This window comes from Acinetobacter sp. YH12152, from assembly GCF_013418285.1.
Lineage (GTDB): Bacteria > Pseudomonadota > Gammaproteobacteria > Pseudomonadales > Moraxellaceae > Acinetobacter > Acinetobacter amyesii.
On the sequence record NZ_VPCH01000046.1, the window covers coordinates 1 to 17,710 of the forward strand.

The 17,710-nt window shown below is 39.7% G+C and carries 19 protein-coding genes and 1 tRNA gene; 5 read left to right on the forward strand and 15 right to left on the reverse strand.

Annotation, left to right across the window (positions count from 1 at the left end):
- Positions 1–162: 162 nt before the first annotated feature.
- Complete coding sequence (gene tsf / locus FTU83_RS13420; RefSeq protein WP_180106880.1) at positions 163–1,038, reverse strand: translation elongation factor Ts; 876 nt, start codon at positions 1,036–1,038, stop codon at positions 163–165.
- 142 nt (positions 1,039–1,180) lie between these two features.
- Complete coding sequence (gene rpsB / locus FTU83_RS13425) at positions 1,181–1,927, reverse strand: 30S ribosomal protein S2 (RefSeq protein WP_078190314.1); 747 nt, start codon at positions 1,925–1,927, stop codon at positions 1,181–1,183.
- Positions 1,928–2,134: 207 nt separating this feature from the next.
- On the opposite strand from rpsB, the gene map reads away from it, so the two are divergent.
- From map to FTU83_RS13440, 3 genes are all read left to right on the forward strand, one after another.
- Positions 2,135–2,962 (forward strand): type I methionyl aminopeptidase, encoded by an 828-nt coding sequence (gene map / locus FTU83_RS13430; protein WP_168378021.1) that lies wholly within the window; start codon positions 2,135–2,137, stop codon positions 2,960–2,962.
- A gap of 268 nt (positions 2,963–3,230) precedes the next feature.
- Complete coding sequence (locus tag FTU83_RS13435; protein ID WP_111883988.1) at positions 3,231–4,457, forward strand: pyridoxal phosphate-dependent aminotransferase; 1,227 nt, start codon at positions 3,231–3,233, stop codon at positions 4,455–4,457.
- Between the two features lie 321 nt (positions 4,458–4,778).
- Complete coding sequence (locus FTU83_RS13440) at positions 4,779–5,213, forward strand: PaaI family thioesterase (RefSeq protein ID WP_180106878.1); 435 nt, start codon at positions 4,779–4,781, stop codon at positions 5,211–5,213.
- Positions 5,214–5,263: 50 nt separating this feature from the next.
- On the opposite strand, the gene FTU83_RS13445 is transcribed toward FTU83_RS13440, so the two are convergent.
- Positions 5,264–5,722: a hypothetical protein gene (locus FTU83_RS13445; RefSeq protein WP_180007643.1), complete on the reverse strand. Its 459-nt coding sequence runs from the start codon at positions 5,720–5,722 to the stop codon at positions 5,264–5,266.
- A gap of 251 nt (positions 5,723–5,973) precedes the next feature.
- Here FTU83_RS13445 and FTU83_RS13450 point away from each other — a divergent pair.
- Positions 5,974–6,049 (forward strand) — tRNA-Asn (locus FTU83_RS13450).
- Between the two features lie 87 nt (positions 6,050–6,136).
- Positions 6,137–7,210, forward strand: coding sequence for a hypothetical protein (locus FTU83_RS13455; RefSeq protein WP_180106876.1), 1,074 nt, complete (start codon positions 6,137–6,139; stop codon positions 7,208–7,210).
- A 45-nt stretch (positions 7,211–7,255) separates the two neighbouring features.
- Here the strand turns inward: FTU83_RS13455 and FTU83_RS13460 are convergent, their stop codons facing one another.
- The 12 genes from FTU83_RS13460 to FTU83_RS13515 form a co-directional block, all read right to left on the reverse strand.
- Positions 7,256–8,080 carry a DUF4198 domain-containing protein gene (locus tag FTU83_RS13460; protein WP_180009942.1) on the reverse strand — a complete coding sequence of 275 codons (825 nt, stop codon included), beginning with the start codon at positions 8,078–8,080 and terminating at the stop codon, positions 7,256–7,258.
- A 136-nt stretch (positions 8,081–8,216) separates the two neighbouring features.
- Entirely contained in the window at positions 8,217–8,870 is a 654-nt protein-coding gene (locus FTU83_RS13465) for a tRNA-(ms[2]io[6]A)-hydroxylase (RefSeq protein WP_078190322.1), read from the reverse strand.
- 17 nt (positions 8,871–8,887) lie between these two features.
- A complete protein-coding gene (gene pdxJ / locus FTU83_RS13470) occupies positions 8,888–9,613 on the reverse strand; it encodes a pyridoxine 5'-phosphate synthase (RefSeq protein WP_180106874.1) in 726 nt (241 codons plus the stop codon).
- 9 nt (positions 9,614–9,622) lie between these two features.
- The gene (gene recO / locus FTU83_RS13475) at positions 9,623–10,339 is read right to left on the reverse strand and encodes a DNA repair protein RecO (protein WP_180010013.1); all 717 of its coding nucleotides are present in this window, start codon (positions 10,337–10,339) and stop codon (positions 9,623–9,625) included.
- A gap of 8 nt (positions 10,340–10,347) precedes the next feature.
- The gene (locus tag FTU83_RS13480) at positions 10,348–10,545 is read right to left on the reverse strand and encodes an NF038104 family lipoprotein (RefSeq protein ID WP_180009944.1); all 198 of its coding nucleotides are present in this window, start codon (positions 10,543–10,545) and stop codon (positions 10,348–10,350) included.
- Between the two features lie 33 nt (positions 10,546–10,578).
- Positions 10,579–11,607 (reverse strand): GTPase Era, encoded by a 1,029-nt coding sequence (gene era, locus FTU83_RS13485; RefSeq protein WP_180007638.1) that lies wholly within the window; start codon positions 11,605–11,607, stop codon positions 10,579–10,581.
- On the reverse strand, positions 11,607–12,305 hold the full coding sequence (rnc, locus tag FTU83_RS13490) for a ribonuclease III (RefSeq protein ID WP_111883979.1): 699 nt from the start codon (positions 12,303–12,305) through the stop codon (positions 11,607–11,609). The genes era and rnc overlap by 1 nt, the downstream gene beginning before the upstream one ends.
- The gene (locus FTU83_RS13495) at positions 12,277–12,648 is read right to left on the reverse strand and encodes a DUF4845 domain-containing protein (protein WP_078192003.1); all 372 of its coding nucleotides are present in this window, start codon (positions 12,646–12,648) and stop codon (positions 12,277–12,279) included. The genes rnc and FTU83_RS13495 overlap by 29 nt, the downstream gene beginning before the upstream one ends.
- 20 nt (positions 12,649–12,668) lie before the next feature.
- Complete coding sequence (gene lepB / locus FTU83_RS13500) at positions 12,669–13,496, reverse strand: signal peptidase I (protein WP_111883978.1); 828 nt, start codon at positions 13,494–13,496, stop codon at positions 12,669–12,671.
- Positions 13,497–13,517: 21 nt separating this feature from the next.
- On the reverse strand, positions 13,518–15,335 hold the full coding sequence (gene lepA / locus FTU83_RS13505) for a translation elongation factor 4 (protein WP_111883977.1): 1,818 nt from the start codon (positions 15,333–15,335) through the stop codon (positions 13,518–13,520).
- A 195-nt stretch (positions 15,336–15,530) separates the two neighbouring features.
- On the reverse strand, positions 15,531–15,980 hold the full coding sequence (locus FTU83_RS13510) for a thioesterase family protein (RefSeq protein ID WP_180106872.1): 450 nt from the start codon (positions 15,978–15,980) through the stop codon (positions 15,531–15,533).
- Between the two features lie 119 nt (positions 15,981–16,099).
- On the reverse strand, positions 16,100–17,482 hold the full coding sequence (locus FTU83_RS13515) for a Do family serine endopeptidase (protein ID WP_168378034.1): 1,383 nt from the start codon (positions 17,480–17,482) through the stop codon (positions 16,100–16,102).
- Positions 17,483–17,710 lie beyond the last annotated feature (228 nt).

Here is a 17,710-nt window from a genome sequence, read left to right on the forward strand (position 1 = left end):
ATGGAGAAATCTAATCGGTATGTTATACCTGAGAGAAGAGTGAGGAGTTATCCAAGGGTTGTAAAAGGAAAACCTCAAAAATACCCAAGAAAAAGCCAGTCAATCTCTTAACTGACTGGCATTACTCTAAAACGAGGGCTTTTTTCTACAAATAATCAGAGATTATTTTGCAGCAGCTTGAGCAGCAGCGACTTCTTCAGCGAAAGAAAGTTCAGCTTTTTTCTCAATACCTTCACCAACTTCGAAACGTACGAAGTTAGCAACAGTAGTACCAGTTGCTTTAAGAACTTCTGCAACTTTCTTATCGTTGTCGATAACGTACATTTGGTTCTCAAGAACAACTTCGTTCAAGTATTTCTGAACTGAACCAGTTACCATTTTTTCAACGATGTTTGCTGGTTTACCAGATTCAATTGCTTTCGCTTCAGCAATTTCTTTTTCTTTAGCGATAAGTTCAGCAGAAACGCCAGCTTCGTTTACAGCAACTGGGTTGAATGCAGCGATGTGCATAGCCAAACCTTTACCAGTTTCAGCATCACCAGCGTATGCAACTACAACACCGATTTTTAAACCGTGTTTGTAAACTGCAAGGTTGTCGCCTTCAACGATTTGAGCACGACGCACTTGGATGTTTTCACCGATTTTTTGAACAAGCGCGATACGAGCTTCTTCTACAGTAGCACCATCTTCAAGTTTCAATTCAGCAATTTGAGCAACGTCATTTACACCAGCAGCAAGCGCAGCAGCAGCAACTTTAGCAGAGAAACCAGCAAAGTTTTCGTCTTTAGCAACGAAGTCAGTTTGACAGTTAACTTCTACAAGGATTGCTTTATTGCCTTCTTGAGCGATAGTGATCGCGCCGTCAGCAGCAATGTTACCCGCTTTTTTAGCAGCTTTAGCTTGACCAGATTTACGAAGGTTGTCGATCGCTAATTCGATGTCACCGCCCGCTTCTGTTAATGCTTTTTTACATTCCATCATTGCAAGACCAGTACGATCGCGCAATTCTTTAACCATGCTTGCTGTAACTGCAGTCATGTTAATCTCCTAAATACGGTAGAAAATGAATTCTTTTTTAGAACAGAAACGGCCCAGAGCTGTCTCTTGGGCCGTCTGCATACATGACGCTTACTTTGCCACCATCACGTGTCGCAAAAATGACAAGCTTACGTCAAACGCATTAAGCCTCAGAAGCAGGAGCTTCTTCGCCTTTAGCTTGTGCATTTGCTTGTGATTGAGCATATTCTTTACCAGCAAGAATCGCATCAGCCATAGCAGAAGCGTAAAGAGTAACTGCACGGATCGCATCGTCGTTACCAGGAATAACGTAGTCTACGTTGTCTGGGTTAGAGTTTGTATCAACAATACCGATAACAGGAATACCAAGGTTTTTAGCTTCTTTAATTGCAATTGCTTCGTGATCAACATCGATTACAAATAATGCGTCAGGTAAACCACCCATGTTTTTAACGCCGCCAAGAGCGCGTTCAAGTTTTTCCATCTCACGAGTACGTTCTAAAGCTTCACGTTTAGTAAGTTTAGCGAAAGTACCGTCAGTAGATTGAGTTTGAAGGTCTTTTAGACGGTTGATTGACTGGCGAAGAGTTTTCCAGTTAGTCAACATACCACCCAACCAGCGGTGATCAACATATGGTTGACCTGCACGTTGAGCTTGTTCACGGATGATTGCAGAAGCTGCACGTTTTGTACCAACGAACAAAACTTTGTTCTTTTTGCTAGCCAAGTTGTTAGCAAAGTTCAAAGCATCATTTAACGCAGGAACAGTGTGCTCAAGGTTGATGATGTGAATTTTGTTGCGCGCGCCGAAGATGTATTCGCGCATTTTTGGATTCCAAAAACGTGTTTGGTGACCGAAGTGTGCGCCTGCTTGAAGAAGGTCGCGCATGCTTACATTGTAATCTGCCATTTTCTTTACCTTAAAGTTTGGGTTAGGCCTCCATATACCCGCATTCTCCACCTAAAAAGGCACCCAGAGAAATGTGTCGATATATGTGCGGATTTTATTGCCCCATCGCACAAAGCTCGTGAAAGATATTCACGAAAAAGCATTTGATAAAATGGGCGGCTATTTATACCATAGTCACATACAAATTTCCAAAAGTTTTTAGAGATCATGAACAGTACTTACGAAGCTCCACGTCGATTAATTAAAACGCCTGACGAAATTGAAAAAATGCGCGTCGCGGGTCGACTGGCGGCAGAAGTTTTGGATATGATCAAACCGCATATTGTTCCAGGTGTGACTACCCTAGAACTTGATACGATTTGTCATGACTATATTGTCAACAAACAAGAAGCTATTCCTGCTTGTTTAGGTTATGGTGCTGCGCCGGGTCGTCCAGCGTTCCAGCACGTGATCTGTACTTCAGTGAACCATGTGGTGTGTCACGGTATTCCATCTGAAAGCAAAAAGTTAAAAAAAGGTGACATCTTAAACATCGATGTCACTGTGATTAAAGATGGTTACCACGGTGATACCAACATGATGTATATCGTAGGCGGTGAAACATCTATTTTAGCGAACCGTTTATGTAAAGTTGCTCAAGAAGCCATGTACCGTGGTATGGCGGTGGTAAAACCAGGCGCAACCATGGGTGATATTGGTAATGCTATTCAACAATATGTGGAATCAGAACGTTTTGGCGTTGTACGTGAATATTGTGGTCATGGTATCGGTACTGTTTTCCACGACGAACCACAAGTTTTACACTACGGTCAACCCAATACAGGCATGATCTTAGAAGAAGGCATGACCTTTACCATCGAACCAATGGTGAACGGTGGTGACTGGAAAACCAAACTTCTTGGCGACAAATGGACTGTCGTTACTAAAGATCATAGCTTGTCTGCACAGTACGAACATACGCTACTTGTAACAAAAAATGGTGTAGAAGTGCTAACTGCTCGCCCTGAAGAAGATTTATCGCGTTTTGTTCAATAAGCAAAGTATTTGAAGTATAAAATTTAATTAAAAAGGTCACACATATTGTGGCCTTTTTTATGCCTTTTTTTATCCGTGACTTTAAGATTTTTCCATAAAATTTGATTAAAAATTTAAGTAACTCAATGTAAATTTTCTCAATTATAGGGTTAGGATGGAATATCACACTTTTTTGCACATTGTTGATTTTGCCACTCCCCATTACTGTGCATTTAAGCTAAGATAGTGTGCTTTTTATTTTTTAATCCCTATAAGAAGGAATACTGCCGTGGACGTACGTCTGTCTGATCGTGTAAATAGCATCAAACCGTCCCCTACACTTGCTGTTACTAACAAAGCTGCTGAATTAAAAGCTGCTGGTAAAAACGTAATTGGTTTAGGCGCAGGTGAACCGGATTTCGATACCCCACAACACATCAAAGATGCTGCAATTGCTGCTATCAACAATGGCTTCACTAAATATACAGCTGTTGACGGTACTCCAGGTCTTAAAAAAGCAATTATTGCTAAATTAAAACGCGACAATAACCTTGATTACGCTGCAAACCAAATCTTGGTTTCTTGTGGTGGTAAACAATCTTTCTTTAACTTGGCACTTGCTTTGTTAAATAAAGGTGACGAAGTAATTATCCCTGCTCCTTACTGGGTAAGCTACCCAGACATGGTGATCATTGCTGAAGGTACTCCTGTAATCGTGAAATGTGGTGAAGACCAACGTTTCAAAATTACGCCTGCTCAATTAGAAGCTGCAATCACTGACAAAACTCGTTTAGTGGTTCTAAACAGCCCTTCTAACCCAACAGGTATGATCTACACTAAAGAAGAATTACTTGCTTTAGCTGACGTTCTACGTAAATACCCAGAAGTTTTAGTTGCTTCTGATGATATGTACGAACCAATCCGTTGGGACGACGAATTCTACAACATCGCAACAGTTGCACCAGACCTTTACGATCGCGTAATCGTTCTTAACGGTGTATCTAAAGCTTATGCAATGACTGGCTGGCGTATTGGCTACGCAGCGGGCCCTGCTAAACTTATTGGTGCGATGAAAAAAATCCAATCTCAATCAACTTCAAACCCAACTTCTATTTCACAAGTTGCTGCTGAAGCTGCATTGAATGGCCCTCAAGACGTCCTTGAGCCAATGATTGAAGCATTCAAACGCCGTCACGACCTAGTTGTGAAAGGCTTGAACGACATCAACGGTATTACTTGCCTTCCTGCTGATGGTGCATTCTATGCATACGCAAACATCCGTCCATTGATTCGTGCAAAAGGTTTAAAATCTTGCACAGAATTCTCTGCATGGTTATTGGAAGAAACTGGTGTTGCAGTAGTTCCTGGTGATGCGTTCGGTCTAGGTGGTTATATGCGTATTTCTTATGCAACTGCAGACGAAGTTCTTGTAGATGCGCTTGCACGTATTAAGAAAGCTGCTGACTCAATCGAAGGCGTAGACGCTGCGATTGCTTCAATTGCTGCTGAAAAATAATTTGATCTAAAGATCAAAAAAAACCCGCGAATATCGCGGGTTTTTTATACTCATCAAAAGAATAAATTAATACTCTTCACTTCAACACGCTTTTGATCAATTTTTTTCGCGGTTCAAACTAAATAACAAAGCTCATCCAGCCCATTTGACTTCCTTCAAATCGACTTAAATATTAAAAAACCAAACGATAAAACCTAAAACTAACCTTCATATTCAAATCCTTGGTTTGCATTCTTTTTACATTTTCAGCTATGTTATTTAAATAAGTTTCATTTTAGAACCCAGAACAACCACAAAACCAACCTATCCAGAGATCTACCAATGAACATCAAAGAAATGACTGGACTAGAAATTTTAAAGGCAATGATGCAAGGCCAAATTCCTCCAGCAAGTATTAGCGAAACTATTCCTATGCAGCCTTATGAAGTATCTGAGGGCAGTATTAGCTTTAAGGCTAAAGCAGATGCACGACACATAAATCCGCTAGGCGGCGTGCATGGTGGCTTTGCTGCTACGGTACTCGACTCGGTGACAGGTTGTGCCATTCACACGCTATTAGAGGCAGGTGTAGGTTATGGCACCATCGACTTAAATATAAAAATGTGTCGCCCAATCCCAAAGGATGTTGAACTTACAGCGATAGGAACAGTCATTAATATCAGTACAAATTTAGGGATTTCTGAAGGGAAAATTATTGATGACAATGGCAAACTTTATGCACATGCAACTGCAACCTGCATGATTATACGTCCTTAATATTTTATTTTTCTGCTCGCAATTCAATGCGAGCAGATGATGATTCAAACTTAAATTGCTGAATGTAAGGCGCGAATTAATTGGCCTTCGCTTAGATCAATGCGATTACTGCCCTTTTGGAAGCAGTAATATTTTAAAGCACTATCTAACTCAACACGAAGTTCTTGTTGTTCTGAAATAGACCATACTTTAGAACGATTTGAGCCTGATAACGCATTACCGGCCAATTGGTATAAATACAAATCTTGCTTGCGTTGCAAAGGCACACGACGGCCATCATCTTGATGTTCAAAACGTAAATGACATGGCGTGTTGATCAACCATTTTTCACTAAACCACAGTTGTAATAAATCACCCAATGCCAAGTCACGTCGACCCAAAGGCCAAACGTCAACGTATGCACCTTCGACAGGTGTTTGATATTGCTCTTGGTTACTGATAATGGAAAGATAGTTTTCTTGGTAAAAAGAAAAATTTGAAAAAATCTGAGAAATAGTCAGCGTATTCATTCGCTTTCTCCTGTTTAGCCATTTTAGTGCTGGCAAGTTGGGTTTAAATCCACACTGTTTAAACATCTGTTTAAACGCTCTGTTGTTGCATTCAGACTATCAATTGAATTTTTTCTTTGCAAGCCTAAGATTCATTTTTTCTAAAAAATCCTTCTTTTTGTTCAAATAAAAAACATCTATCACGCATTTCTCCTCATATTGGTATTTTTAGCTTGACCCTCTTCAAAATCTGCTTATAATCGCATTCAGATTCTCCAATAGCTCAGTCGGTAGAGCGACGGACTGTTAATCCGCAGGTCCCTGGTTCGAGCCCAGGTTGGAGAGCCAAATTCTAAAGCCCATTTATTTAAATGGGCTTTTTTAATGACTATGATTTACATATAATCTATAAGTCATTGTCATTAAAATAAAAAAATGTTCATTCAAGTTGATGCTGAATCAAATAAAACTGCCTTAAAACACTATCTCACTGCATTCATTTTTCTTTTAATTTTTATCAGCCCATTTGCAATTTATTTGGTGAGCTGCACACCCGAAAGTGAAATTGAGCAACATTTCAAAACACCACCCAATTTATATAATAGTGAATCGAACACCCTTCTTGACAGCAAGCTACAATGGTTGATTCCACCTCAGCAGTTTCAAAATCACAATACTATTCCCGAAATATCTGAATCTGTATTGAACGAGATGACAGAAGGACTATATTGGTCAAGCACACCGATTACGCTGCAAAACCAATCTGATCAGTTATATGTTCATATCGATTTTGCAGGTCAGCAACAAACTCGAAAAGATCTTGAAATTTCGGTACTGCCGTTATGTATTGTTCACGAGAAAGAAACACCATGTATGAAAGCTGGGTTAAATGCAACTGGACAACTTTTTAACATCTCAACTCAAAAAAATACGCAATATCACACACTAGAGACCAATAAGTCATGGATGTTTTATGGCCATGAATTCCAAGAAAATTATATTATTCCACCGCAAGCCAGTCTCAAATTTTTAGTTAAAGCCAACATCCCTGAACACTTAACCCTGCAATGGCTTAGGCTAAGCATCAGTACTAGCCCCATTGTTGAGAAACAGCAAAATTTTATGCTCATGACGCAAAACAGTATAAGAATAAAATATGCACTTGCTCTATTGCCATTCTTCATATTAGCTTTGATGCACATTTTTCAAGGGTTTGAAAGCCTGCGTAATTTATCTATCGGCGCACTTTCAGCACTTTTATTTGCAATCAACACCATCATTTGGGATATCCATTATATGGTGATTGGCTGCCTGATTTTATGTTTTGCAAGTGTCTGTTATTGTTTTGAGAGCCGATATTATCGATTGCTTTATTTAACGGGTTGTTTACTGATTGCAGGCTATTCGCAGCAATATTATGGTGGTTTTAATAAACACTTTTTCACTCAAACCAGTTTAATTTTATTGATAGGTTTATCGATGTTTTATCTTGAACCTAAAGATAGCTAAATCATTTTCATAAAAAAGCTCCGCAAATCGCAGAGCTTTTTCTCTTTAAATCACATTAAAACTCAAAGTATATTTATATCGTTTTAATGCGTGTTCCTTCATTTCAAAAGGCTGTTGATAATCCATTTTCAGCAAATACTGACCACGATCTGATAGGTTAAAATTCAAATTTCCATCTTGATCAGTTTTAAGCGTTTTATAAACTTTTCCTTCACGGCTGTAATCCGTGGTTTGCTGCAAAATTTCAACCTGTAAACCCGCAACCGCTTTTTTCTGATCTAGCACTTTCAGTTGCACAGGCTCATTATGCTTTATAGCATTTGGATGGGTTTTAAATTGCACATCAAAGCCATCATGTAAATGATTCACCACATGTGTAGAGGTTGCACGGCGTGATACAAAAGTTTCAATGATTTCCTGCGTTTGAATACTTTTGATTTGCGACTTTTTAGTCAACTCGGCTGTATAAATGACATTTGCATTCGCAGTTTTTTGAGGATCACGCACACCATTGATTAACGCTTTCCACTGCTTTTGATCATAAGCAAAACGCGCTGTACTTCCCTGCTTTTCACCGCGAATACGATACGTGCCATCTTGCTTATTTTCTAAACTATAGCTGCTGACTGTTTGCGTTTTTGCCCAATCAGTTTCCGTTAAATGTAGCTTATCACCTGACGGTGTATGCACATGGAAATTAAAGTTTTTAATAGCTATTTCAGAAACAAATGGATTGTCATAAAAACCTGAAAGAATGGCACTGTGATTATTAAATGTTTGATAGTTTAGAGGCGCAACATAAGGATAATGCGCTTCAGCCTGACCAACCGCACACAAAGCGAAACAGAGTAAAGTGAATTGTAATTTCATATTGAATAAGAGAGCTTAAATTGTTTGATTCATAGAGATCGTTTCATTTTAGATTCACCCAAGCATATTGTAAATAATTCTTATTATCACTTGATTTATATGCATAAAAAATCCCCCATTCTGGAGGACTCTTTTATCAGGCTGCTTTAACGGGCACACCACTATGAAAGCGAAATAATTCATCTGGGCTGCTAATCAGATTTTTTTCAACTTCACGAATATGCTCAATACGCATCTGAATATCTTCTTTCGGGTTCTTTAGCTTATTGGTCGTCGCTACGTCCATAGCTAATGCTAAATAGTCCTCATAATGGCGTGATTCAGACTTTAGCAAATAGCGGTAGTAACGCCCCAACTCTTCATCCACATGTGGTGCAAGCGCATAGAAACGCTCGCATGACCGTGCCTCAACGAATGCACCAATCACCAAGATATCAATTAACGCTTCTGGCTCATAAGTCCGTACTTCTTTGCGTAGACCACCTGCATACCGACCAGCACTGATTGCAGTCCATTCCTGACCACGTTTTGCCATCAGTTCCAGCACTTGCTCATAGTGCAGCATTTCTTCACGAACTAGCTGTGCTAGTTTGATTTGTAAATCAGAGAAAAAACTATAACGAAACATCAAATTCATTGCTGTACTTGCAGCTTTCTTTTCACAATTGGCATGATCCTGCATTAGGATATCCAAATTATTTAAAGCTTCATCTAGCCATGCTTTTGGTGTTTCACACCCCAAGAAGCCAATGACTGGCTTCATTAGGGCATCATAATCAATATTTGACATATACTTTACTTAAAAAATTAACGTGCGGCTTTAATCACAGCTTTCATTTGTTTCACAGACTGTGCCAATCCAATAAATAGAGCATCAGCAATAATCGAGTGACCAATATTCAATTCATGAATTTGCGCAATGCGCGCAATTGGAGTGACATTTTCAATATTTAAGCCATGACCAGCATTCACAATCAATCCTTTAGATGCCGCATATTCAGCACCTTGAATGATACGCTCCAGCTCTGCTTTCTGCGCTTCAGGTGTTTCAGCATCTGCATATGCACCTGTATGCAACTCAATCGTTGGCGCGCCACAGGCAATCGCCGCATCAATTTGAGCAAAGTCAGCATCAATAAATAATGAAACTTCGCAACCAATCGCTGCGAGTGCTTGAGTCGCATTTTTTACATCTTCAAAATGCCCAACAACATCTAGACCGCCTTCAGTCGTGACTTCTTCACGCTTTTCAGGAACAAAGCATACATGATGCGGCTGAATCTCTTTGGCAAATTCAACCATTTCATTGGTCACTGCCATTTCAAGATTCATATGGGTTTTTAATACAGAACGCATACGACGAACATCATCATCTTTAATATGGCGACGATCTTCACGTAAATGTAGCGTAATCCCTTCCGCCCCCGCTTGCTCACAAATAATTGCGGCATTCACAGGATCTGGATAAGTTGTCCCACGTGCATTTCGTAGTGTTGCCACATGGTCAATATTTACACCAAGCAAAGCTGCCATAATTCTTTCCTAATGACGTTGAGTTTGAGAATTCTGTATCCACAATTGACGACTTTTTAATGGACGATCGCCAAGCAAGGAAGTAATCATTTGTCGGTACAACTTAGACAGTAATTGTAACTGTTCAGAATTAAATTCCCCACCTTTTTCATAATCACACATACTTAAAATATGTTGACCTGACAATGTTGCGCGTGAGGCTTTAATGACAGGTTGAAAACCTTCATTTAAATGAAATTGATAATTTTCATGAAGCTGAATTTGCTGTTGATTTGCATCAGTTGAATAATCCAGCGCATAACCCAACTCTTCAAGTAGCTCATGCTCAAACTGTCTAAGGATTTGTCGCAAAAACAGGTCAGGATTTTCTTGCGCAGACATGCATTGGAGTTGTTCTAAGGTATGCGCATATTGAGCAAATGTCTCTGGCATCTCGACCTCTAAGGGACATAACCTCAATAAGACTTCATTCAAATAAAAACCTGAAAAAAAAGCATCCCCATAAAAGAATATGGGTTGATTTACAATTTCAAGTTTACTGAAATTTTTAAGCTCAGACTTGCCGGAGGCTTGCAAGCAGATCGGTTGATACTGAGGCGGAGGTGTTTGCCTGAGAATACCATCAACTCGGCCATGCTCCTGCGTAAACAAGTGCACGATATGACTTTTTTCACGATATTTACGATGGTGAATTAAATAACCATGCAGTATCTCATTACGCATGATTTAAGATATTAATCCTTGTCTTTCTTTTTCTTTTCGTCTTCTTCATCATCACCCCCATCTGGAATGACTGCACCTACAACTGCAGCGGTCCCTTTGACCACGCCTTTTGTGGTTTTATAAGCCACTTTGACAGGAACAGTAACGATTTTATGAATACACCCTTGTAGAAACAAAACACATGCCACTACAGCTAATACTTTCATCATTACTCTTCCCTCAAAGTTTTAAATGTCTAGCAATTAAATATCGCTATAACCCAAGCTTTTCAATGCACGTTCATCATCAGACCAACCACCTTTGACTTTCACCCAAAGTGTCAGCATGATTTTTTGCTCGAACATTTTTTCCATATCCACACGTGCATCCATACCGATTTTCTTCAGTTTGGCACCTTTCTCACCAATAACAATGGCTTTTTGGCCAGAGCGATCGACAAAAATCGTCGCATCAATATAGGTACACGCCGCTTTAGGACGACCTGTTTTTGGATTAATTGTTGCTTCTTCTGTTTTAAACGACTCAATTTGAACGGTTAAATCATAAGGCAGCTCTTCACCCAATTGACGCATGATTTTTTCACGGATAATTTCAGATGCAAGGAAACGCTCTGAACGATCAGTCAATTGCTCAAGTGAATACAGTGGTGGTTGGAACGGCAGATATTTCTCAATCGTACTGCGCAAATGATCCAAATTTGCACCGCGTAACGCTGATACAGGAACAATTTCTGCAAAATTCATTAATTTCGCACGTTCTTGTATCAAGGGTAATGCATGGTTTTTGTTTTCTAGCGTATCAATTTTATTGATCACAAGAATAACTGGCATATCGGCATTTTTTAGCTTCTCTAACACTAAATCATCATTCTGTGTCCATTTGTCTGCATCAATCACAAACAAAACCAAGTTCACATCACGAAGTGCAGAATGCGCCGCACGGTTCATCATTTTATTGATGGCACGAACTTCTTTTTTGTGCATCCCAGGCGTATCAACAAATACCGCTTGAGACTTTTCACGTGAGTCAATACCCACAATTTTATGACGCGTCGTTTGTGGTTTACGAGACGTAATTGAAAGTTTTTGACCCAAAATATGGTTCATCAACGTTGATTTACCCACGTTTGGACGACCAACAATCGCCACAAAACCACTTTTAAAATCGGCAGGGATTTCAGTGCCTTGTGCACTAAAAAACTGACTAATTAAATCGTTACTGTCGCCTTGCGACTCGTGATCAGCATCTACGTGATCGGAATGAGTAGTCATTAAGACTTTTTCTCCAAAATTTCTAAGATTTCTGCCGCTACAGCTTGTTCAGCAAAGCGACGGCTTGAACCTTCACCGTATTTAACAGGGAGCCCTTCGACTGTACATTCAACTTTAAAATGTTGGTTCGGAGCATCACCCTGAATATCTACAACCTCGTAAACCGGGAGAGGTTTTTTACGTGCTTGTAAATACTCTTGCAAACGTGATTTAGGATCTTTCAGTTGATCAGTTGGTTCAATATGATCTAAATATGGCACATACCATTTAAGAACAATCGGTTCCAGAATTTTTAAATCCTGACAATCGACATAGATTGCACCAATGATCGATTCAACGGTATCCGCAAGTATAGACTCACGATGATGACCGCCAGATTTCAACTCACCTGTACTCAAGATTAATTCTTGACTGAGTTTTAAGTCATTGGCAATTTTTCCTAGCGCTTCCTGACGAACCAGTGTCGCACGCATACGCGTTAGACGCCCTTCATTTTCATGCGGGTAGGCATGGTACAGATAATTGGCGATTATCATACCCAATAATGAATCGCCCAGATATTCTAGGCGTTCATAATTGTATTTATGGCTCACCGATCGGTGGGTCAAGGCCAGTTGTAACAATTCAGGTTGTTTAAACTGATAACCGATACGACTTGCTAAACGAGCTTCATTTAGCTTGGACTGAGCTTTGATCAAAACTTTTCTCGAACTTCAACACAATATCAATATTCAATAAGAAAGGTTTTCTTATTTCATAATCTGTTTTCACTTGTAGACCATCTACATTAGTGACTTGAGCAATATCTTTAAAATTTAAATCACGTACACCATTCATATCTAAACGCTGTGACATTTGTGACTCAAACTTACTCGGAGCAATATTTTTAGGACTGCTCTTCATCAATTCTTCAATTTCATTGTTGACGAGACGATCGTCAACATACGGTCCCCAAACCGCAATTAAAGCTTTAGCTAAAAAAGCAAAACCAATCACAGCAATTAAAATTGCAATATAAGACGTTCCCCGTTGATGTCTCATTTTATTTTCCTGATGTAAGACTAATCAATACTGCCATTACGACTAAATGAAGGCAGTTTTAAACCAGGTTCCTTATGCATCCACTTGTAAAAAGCACGTCCAGTGAGGTTTTCTTCAGGCACAAAGCCCCAAAAACGACTGTCCGCACTTTGATCGCGATTATCCCCCATCGCGAAATAGTGACCTTCAGGAACCTTAACTTCCCAATATAAACCATTTTCTGTTGAATATTTACCATTTTCAACATAGTTGATAAATGGTGCTTGGCGCGCAACATTGACGCCTTCAAGCTCACGCATGGTAAACGTATGCTTACCCATGGTTTCTTTATGATAAATCGATGTAGGTGTATCAAGTTGATCTTTTTCACGGCTAAATTCTACAGGAACTTTTGCCACCTTTTGACCATTCACACTCAGTTGACCATGATCGTAAATAATATGATCACCTGGTAAACCGACCACTCGTTTAATATAGCTGATGGTTGGTTGTGGTGGATAACGGAATACAATGACATCACCACGCTCAGGTTCACCGACATCAAGAATTTTTTTATTGACGATAGGTAAACGTACGCCATACTGATATTTATTCACCACAATAAAATCACCTGTTTCTAAGGTTGGAACCATAGAGTCAGATGGAATATTAAATGGCTCATATAAGAATGAACGCATCACCAAGACTATCGCTAGAATCGGCCAGAAATCATAAGCCCATGCGATAACGACATTTTCATTCCCTTTACCTTTGGTCTGCCGTTGCTTCCAGACAAACTTATCCAACAGCCAAATTAAGAAAAAAATGACTGTGGCAGGAACAAGGATCAAATTAAAGTCAAAATCCATGAGCTCATAAACCTCTATTTATTATCTTTCTACTTTCAATACAGCAAGGAACGCTTCTTGTGGGATTTCGACGCTGCCCACTTGTTTCATACGTTTCTTACCTTCTTTTTGTTTCGCAAGAAGTTTCTTCTTACGTGACACGTCACCACCATAACATTTTGCCAATACGTTTTTACGCATCGCTTTTACAGTTGAACGTGCAATGATTTGTGCACCAATCGCTGCTTGAATAGCCACATCGAACATTTGACGTGGAATTAAATCTTTCATTTTTTCCACAAGTGCAATACCACGATGGCGAGCATCTTGTCGGTGGCAAATCATGGCCAAGGCATCAACCTTTTCACCGTTGATTAACACATCTACCTTAACTAGAGATGAACTCTCAAAACGCACAAAGTTATAGTCTAACGATGCAAAACCGCGTGAACATGATTTCAATTTATCAAAGAAATCCATCACTACTTCAGCCATTGGAATTTCAAACGTAATGGCCACTTGGTTCGCCATAAACTTCATATTCTTTTGAACGCCGCGACGTTCAACACATAAAGTCATCACATTACCCAAGTATTCTTGCGGTACTAAAATGTGACATTCAGCAATTGGCTCACGTAAGTCTTCAACTGTTGAACCATCAGGCATTTTAGAAGGACTGTCGATATAAATGGTTTGACCATTTTTCATCACCGCTTCATAAATTACGGTTGGTGCTGAAGAAATCAGGTCCAGATCATACTCACGTTCTAAACGTTCTTGTACAATTTCCATGTGCAGCATACCCAAGAAGCCACAACGGAAGCCAAAACCAAGTGCATCTGAACTTTCAGGTTCAAAGAATAATGCGGAGTCATTAATTTGCAGTTTGTGCAGCGCCTCACGGAACGGTTCAAATTCACTTGAATCGATTGGGAATAAACCTGCATAGACCTGTGGTTTCACTTTTTTGAAACCCGGTAAGCTTTCAACTTCTGGTGTAGTTGCCAAGGTAATCGTATCACCAACTGGAGCACCAAAAATATCTTTAATACCCGCGATCACGAAACCAACTTCACCTGCTTCGAGCATGTCAGTTTCTGTATGTTTAGGATTAAAAATACCTACTGAAGTAATGATGTGCGTTTGACCAGTTGATTTCATCAACATTTTATCGCCTTTACGCACACGACCTTCTTTAATACGAACTAAAGAAACCACGCCCAAATAGTTGTCGAACCAAGAGTCAACAATTAAGGCTTGTAATGGTGCATTACGATCGCCTTCGGGTGCAGGAATGACATTGACTAGTGTTTCAAGCACCCCTTCAATGCCTAGACCGGTTTTAGCTGAACATGTAGGTGCTTCAGTCGCTTCGATACCAATAATGTCTTCAATTTCTTGAATAACACGCTCTGGCTCTGCTTGCGGCAAATCGATTTTATTTAAAACAGGTAGGACTTCTAAGCCTTGTTCAATTGCTGTATAGCAGTTAGCAACAGACTGGGCTTCTACACCTTGTGCAGCATCGACAACCAATAATGCGCCTTCACATGCAGCAAGTGAACGTGAAACTTCATAAGAAAAGTCAACGTGCCCAGGTGTGTCAATAAAGTTAAGCTGGTATTCTTCACCGTTAGGATGAGTGTAATACAAAGTCACAGACGTAGCTTTAATCGTAATACCACGCTCACGTTCTAATTCCATAGAATCTAGAACCTGTGCCTGCATTTCACGATCTTGCAGGCCACCACAAGTTTGAATAAATCGGTCAGCAAGCGTCGACTTACCATGGTCGATATGCGCAATGATCGAGAAGTTACGAATGTTTTTTATATCAACAGATTTTTTAGCTTGCGCCATGGGCTACCTTGGAAAAATAAAAGCGCTATGCATGCAATTCTTTATGCATAGCAAAAGCCGAATAGAAATTGCCGAGGATTATAGCAGATGGATTTTTCAAAGTATCGAAAATAATGCATTGCTTTCATGCTAACCACTTTTCCTGCGTGTAAAACTTAACTAGTCTTCGCTTTAATATGAGGATTCAATTAAAAATCAGAAATCATAAGTACTAAAATCAAGCGGATTTATGCTATCTGCGATGGGTTGATAAGCTTGGGTAAATGTTGGCGACATGCGCTTTGGACGGCCTGTAGCAATTTCAATGCATGCCCACTGTGTATTGCCTGTAAATAATATCGCTTTGTCTTTAGGGCGATAAAATACGTACCGCCGAAAAGAATACAATGCATTGATATCATTTAGCCAAGTTCGTAAAATAATCTCCTCACCTTCGAGCGCTGCTTTACGATATTGCACATGATGCTCAACAGCGACCATAGCATGCTTCAATTCAATATATTCTTTTAAGCCTAAACCCAAAGCTTCAATATGTGCTGTCGCGACATCTTGCATCCAACTGACGTACACCACGTTATTCACATGATTTAATGTGTCGATATGTTCAGCTTGAACTGTAATTTTTAAATCAAAGATATCGCTCATAGCGTCCTGCAAATTTTAAATTGTGGCCCACAGTCTACCCATTTTTATCTAAGGGTGAATTGCAAAAACGCTAAAGTTAAAAAACCACTCGCTTGGAGTGGTTTTCATTTAGTAACTCATTACTGAATACGCATGCCCACAATCGCACGCTGTCCCTGACGAATCAAAGAAACACGTGCAATGCTGCCATTTTTCAATTCTGAAATAACTTTCACAAAATCTTCTGCATTATTCACAGCTTTATTATTAACTTGAGTCACAACGTCACCCGGCTGAATTCGCGCTTGTGCAGCAATACCACTAGCTCGTACATCTTGAATTAATACACCACCTTTCACACTCAGTTGCTTTAATTCATCTGCAGTTAAATTACGAATTGACACCCCAATCACCGGGCCTTTTTTCACAGGTGCAATTTCAGCTTTTGCAGGCGTATCATCTGGTGCAGTGATCAAGGTTGCTGAAATGTTTTGGCGTTTATCATCACGTAATACTTCAAGCTGAATACTTTGATTAGGACCTGTACGATTGAGATAATTCAGTAGTTCGCCAGTACGTGAAATCGGTGTACCATTAAATTTCAAAATGACATCACCCGCTTTAAAGCCAGCTTTTGCTGCGGGTGAATTCGGTGCAACTTGAGTAATCAATGAGCCCTCAGGTTTTGAAAGGTTATAGGATTCAGCAAGATTCCGATCGATATCTTGCAGCATAACGCCTAAGTAAGCACGTGTCACCTTGCCGTTTTTCTTTAATTGGTCTGCAACATCCATCGCCACATCAATAGGAATCGAGAACGATAAACCCATATAACCACCCGTACCACTAAAGATACGAGAGTTCACCCCAACCACTTCACCAGACTGGTTAAATAAAGGGCCGCCTGAGTTTCCGGGGTTCAATGCCACATCGGTTTGAATAAATGGAACCGAGGTTTCTCCCATCATATTGCGCATTTTCGCACTGACAATCCCTGCCGAAGCTGAATAGTCAAAACCAAATGGTGAACCAATAGCCAACACTGGCTCACCTACACGTAAACGGTCAACATTACCTGTGCGTAGCTCTGGAAAATTTGAACCTTTCACCTTTAGCAAAGCCACATCAGTCCGCTCATCACTACCCACAACGGTAGCATCAATTTCACGGCGGTCATTCAATACGATGGTGACTTTCGATGCATCTTCTACCACATGGTGATTAGTTAATAGATAACCATCTTTACTAATAAAGAATGCGCTTCCATAACCGGTCTTTTCTTGCGGCATTTTTTGCTGCGGGATAACGACCTGATTACCGAAAAAGCGTCGTAATATTTCTGGGACTTGTTGCTGCAAAAGCTCTTCTTGACTAAGCTTTTTAACCACATTCACGCTTACGACAGCTGGGCTGACTTGTTCAACCAAATTGGAAAAATCAACAGGACCCGCTGCCTGAGTCTGCACGCTAGCAACCGTAAACACAGCTGCATAGAGTCCCTTTTGTAAATACGATTTATTCATTGTTAGCATTCACTCAATTGTGCTTATCATTTGAAATACGTTAGTTTTTATCACAATGCAAGTCTAAGCTTCGTAATAAAATGTTTGATGATTATTTATGATAAACAATCTTAAACATTCCTTAAATATTACAGATCTATGAATATTTTTCATTATTTAGTTAATTTATAGTCATTGCGTTTTTAGGCAAAAACAGTTGTGATGATCGGACATTTTTAAAATTAGCTG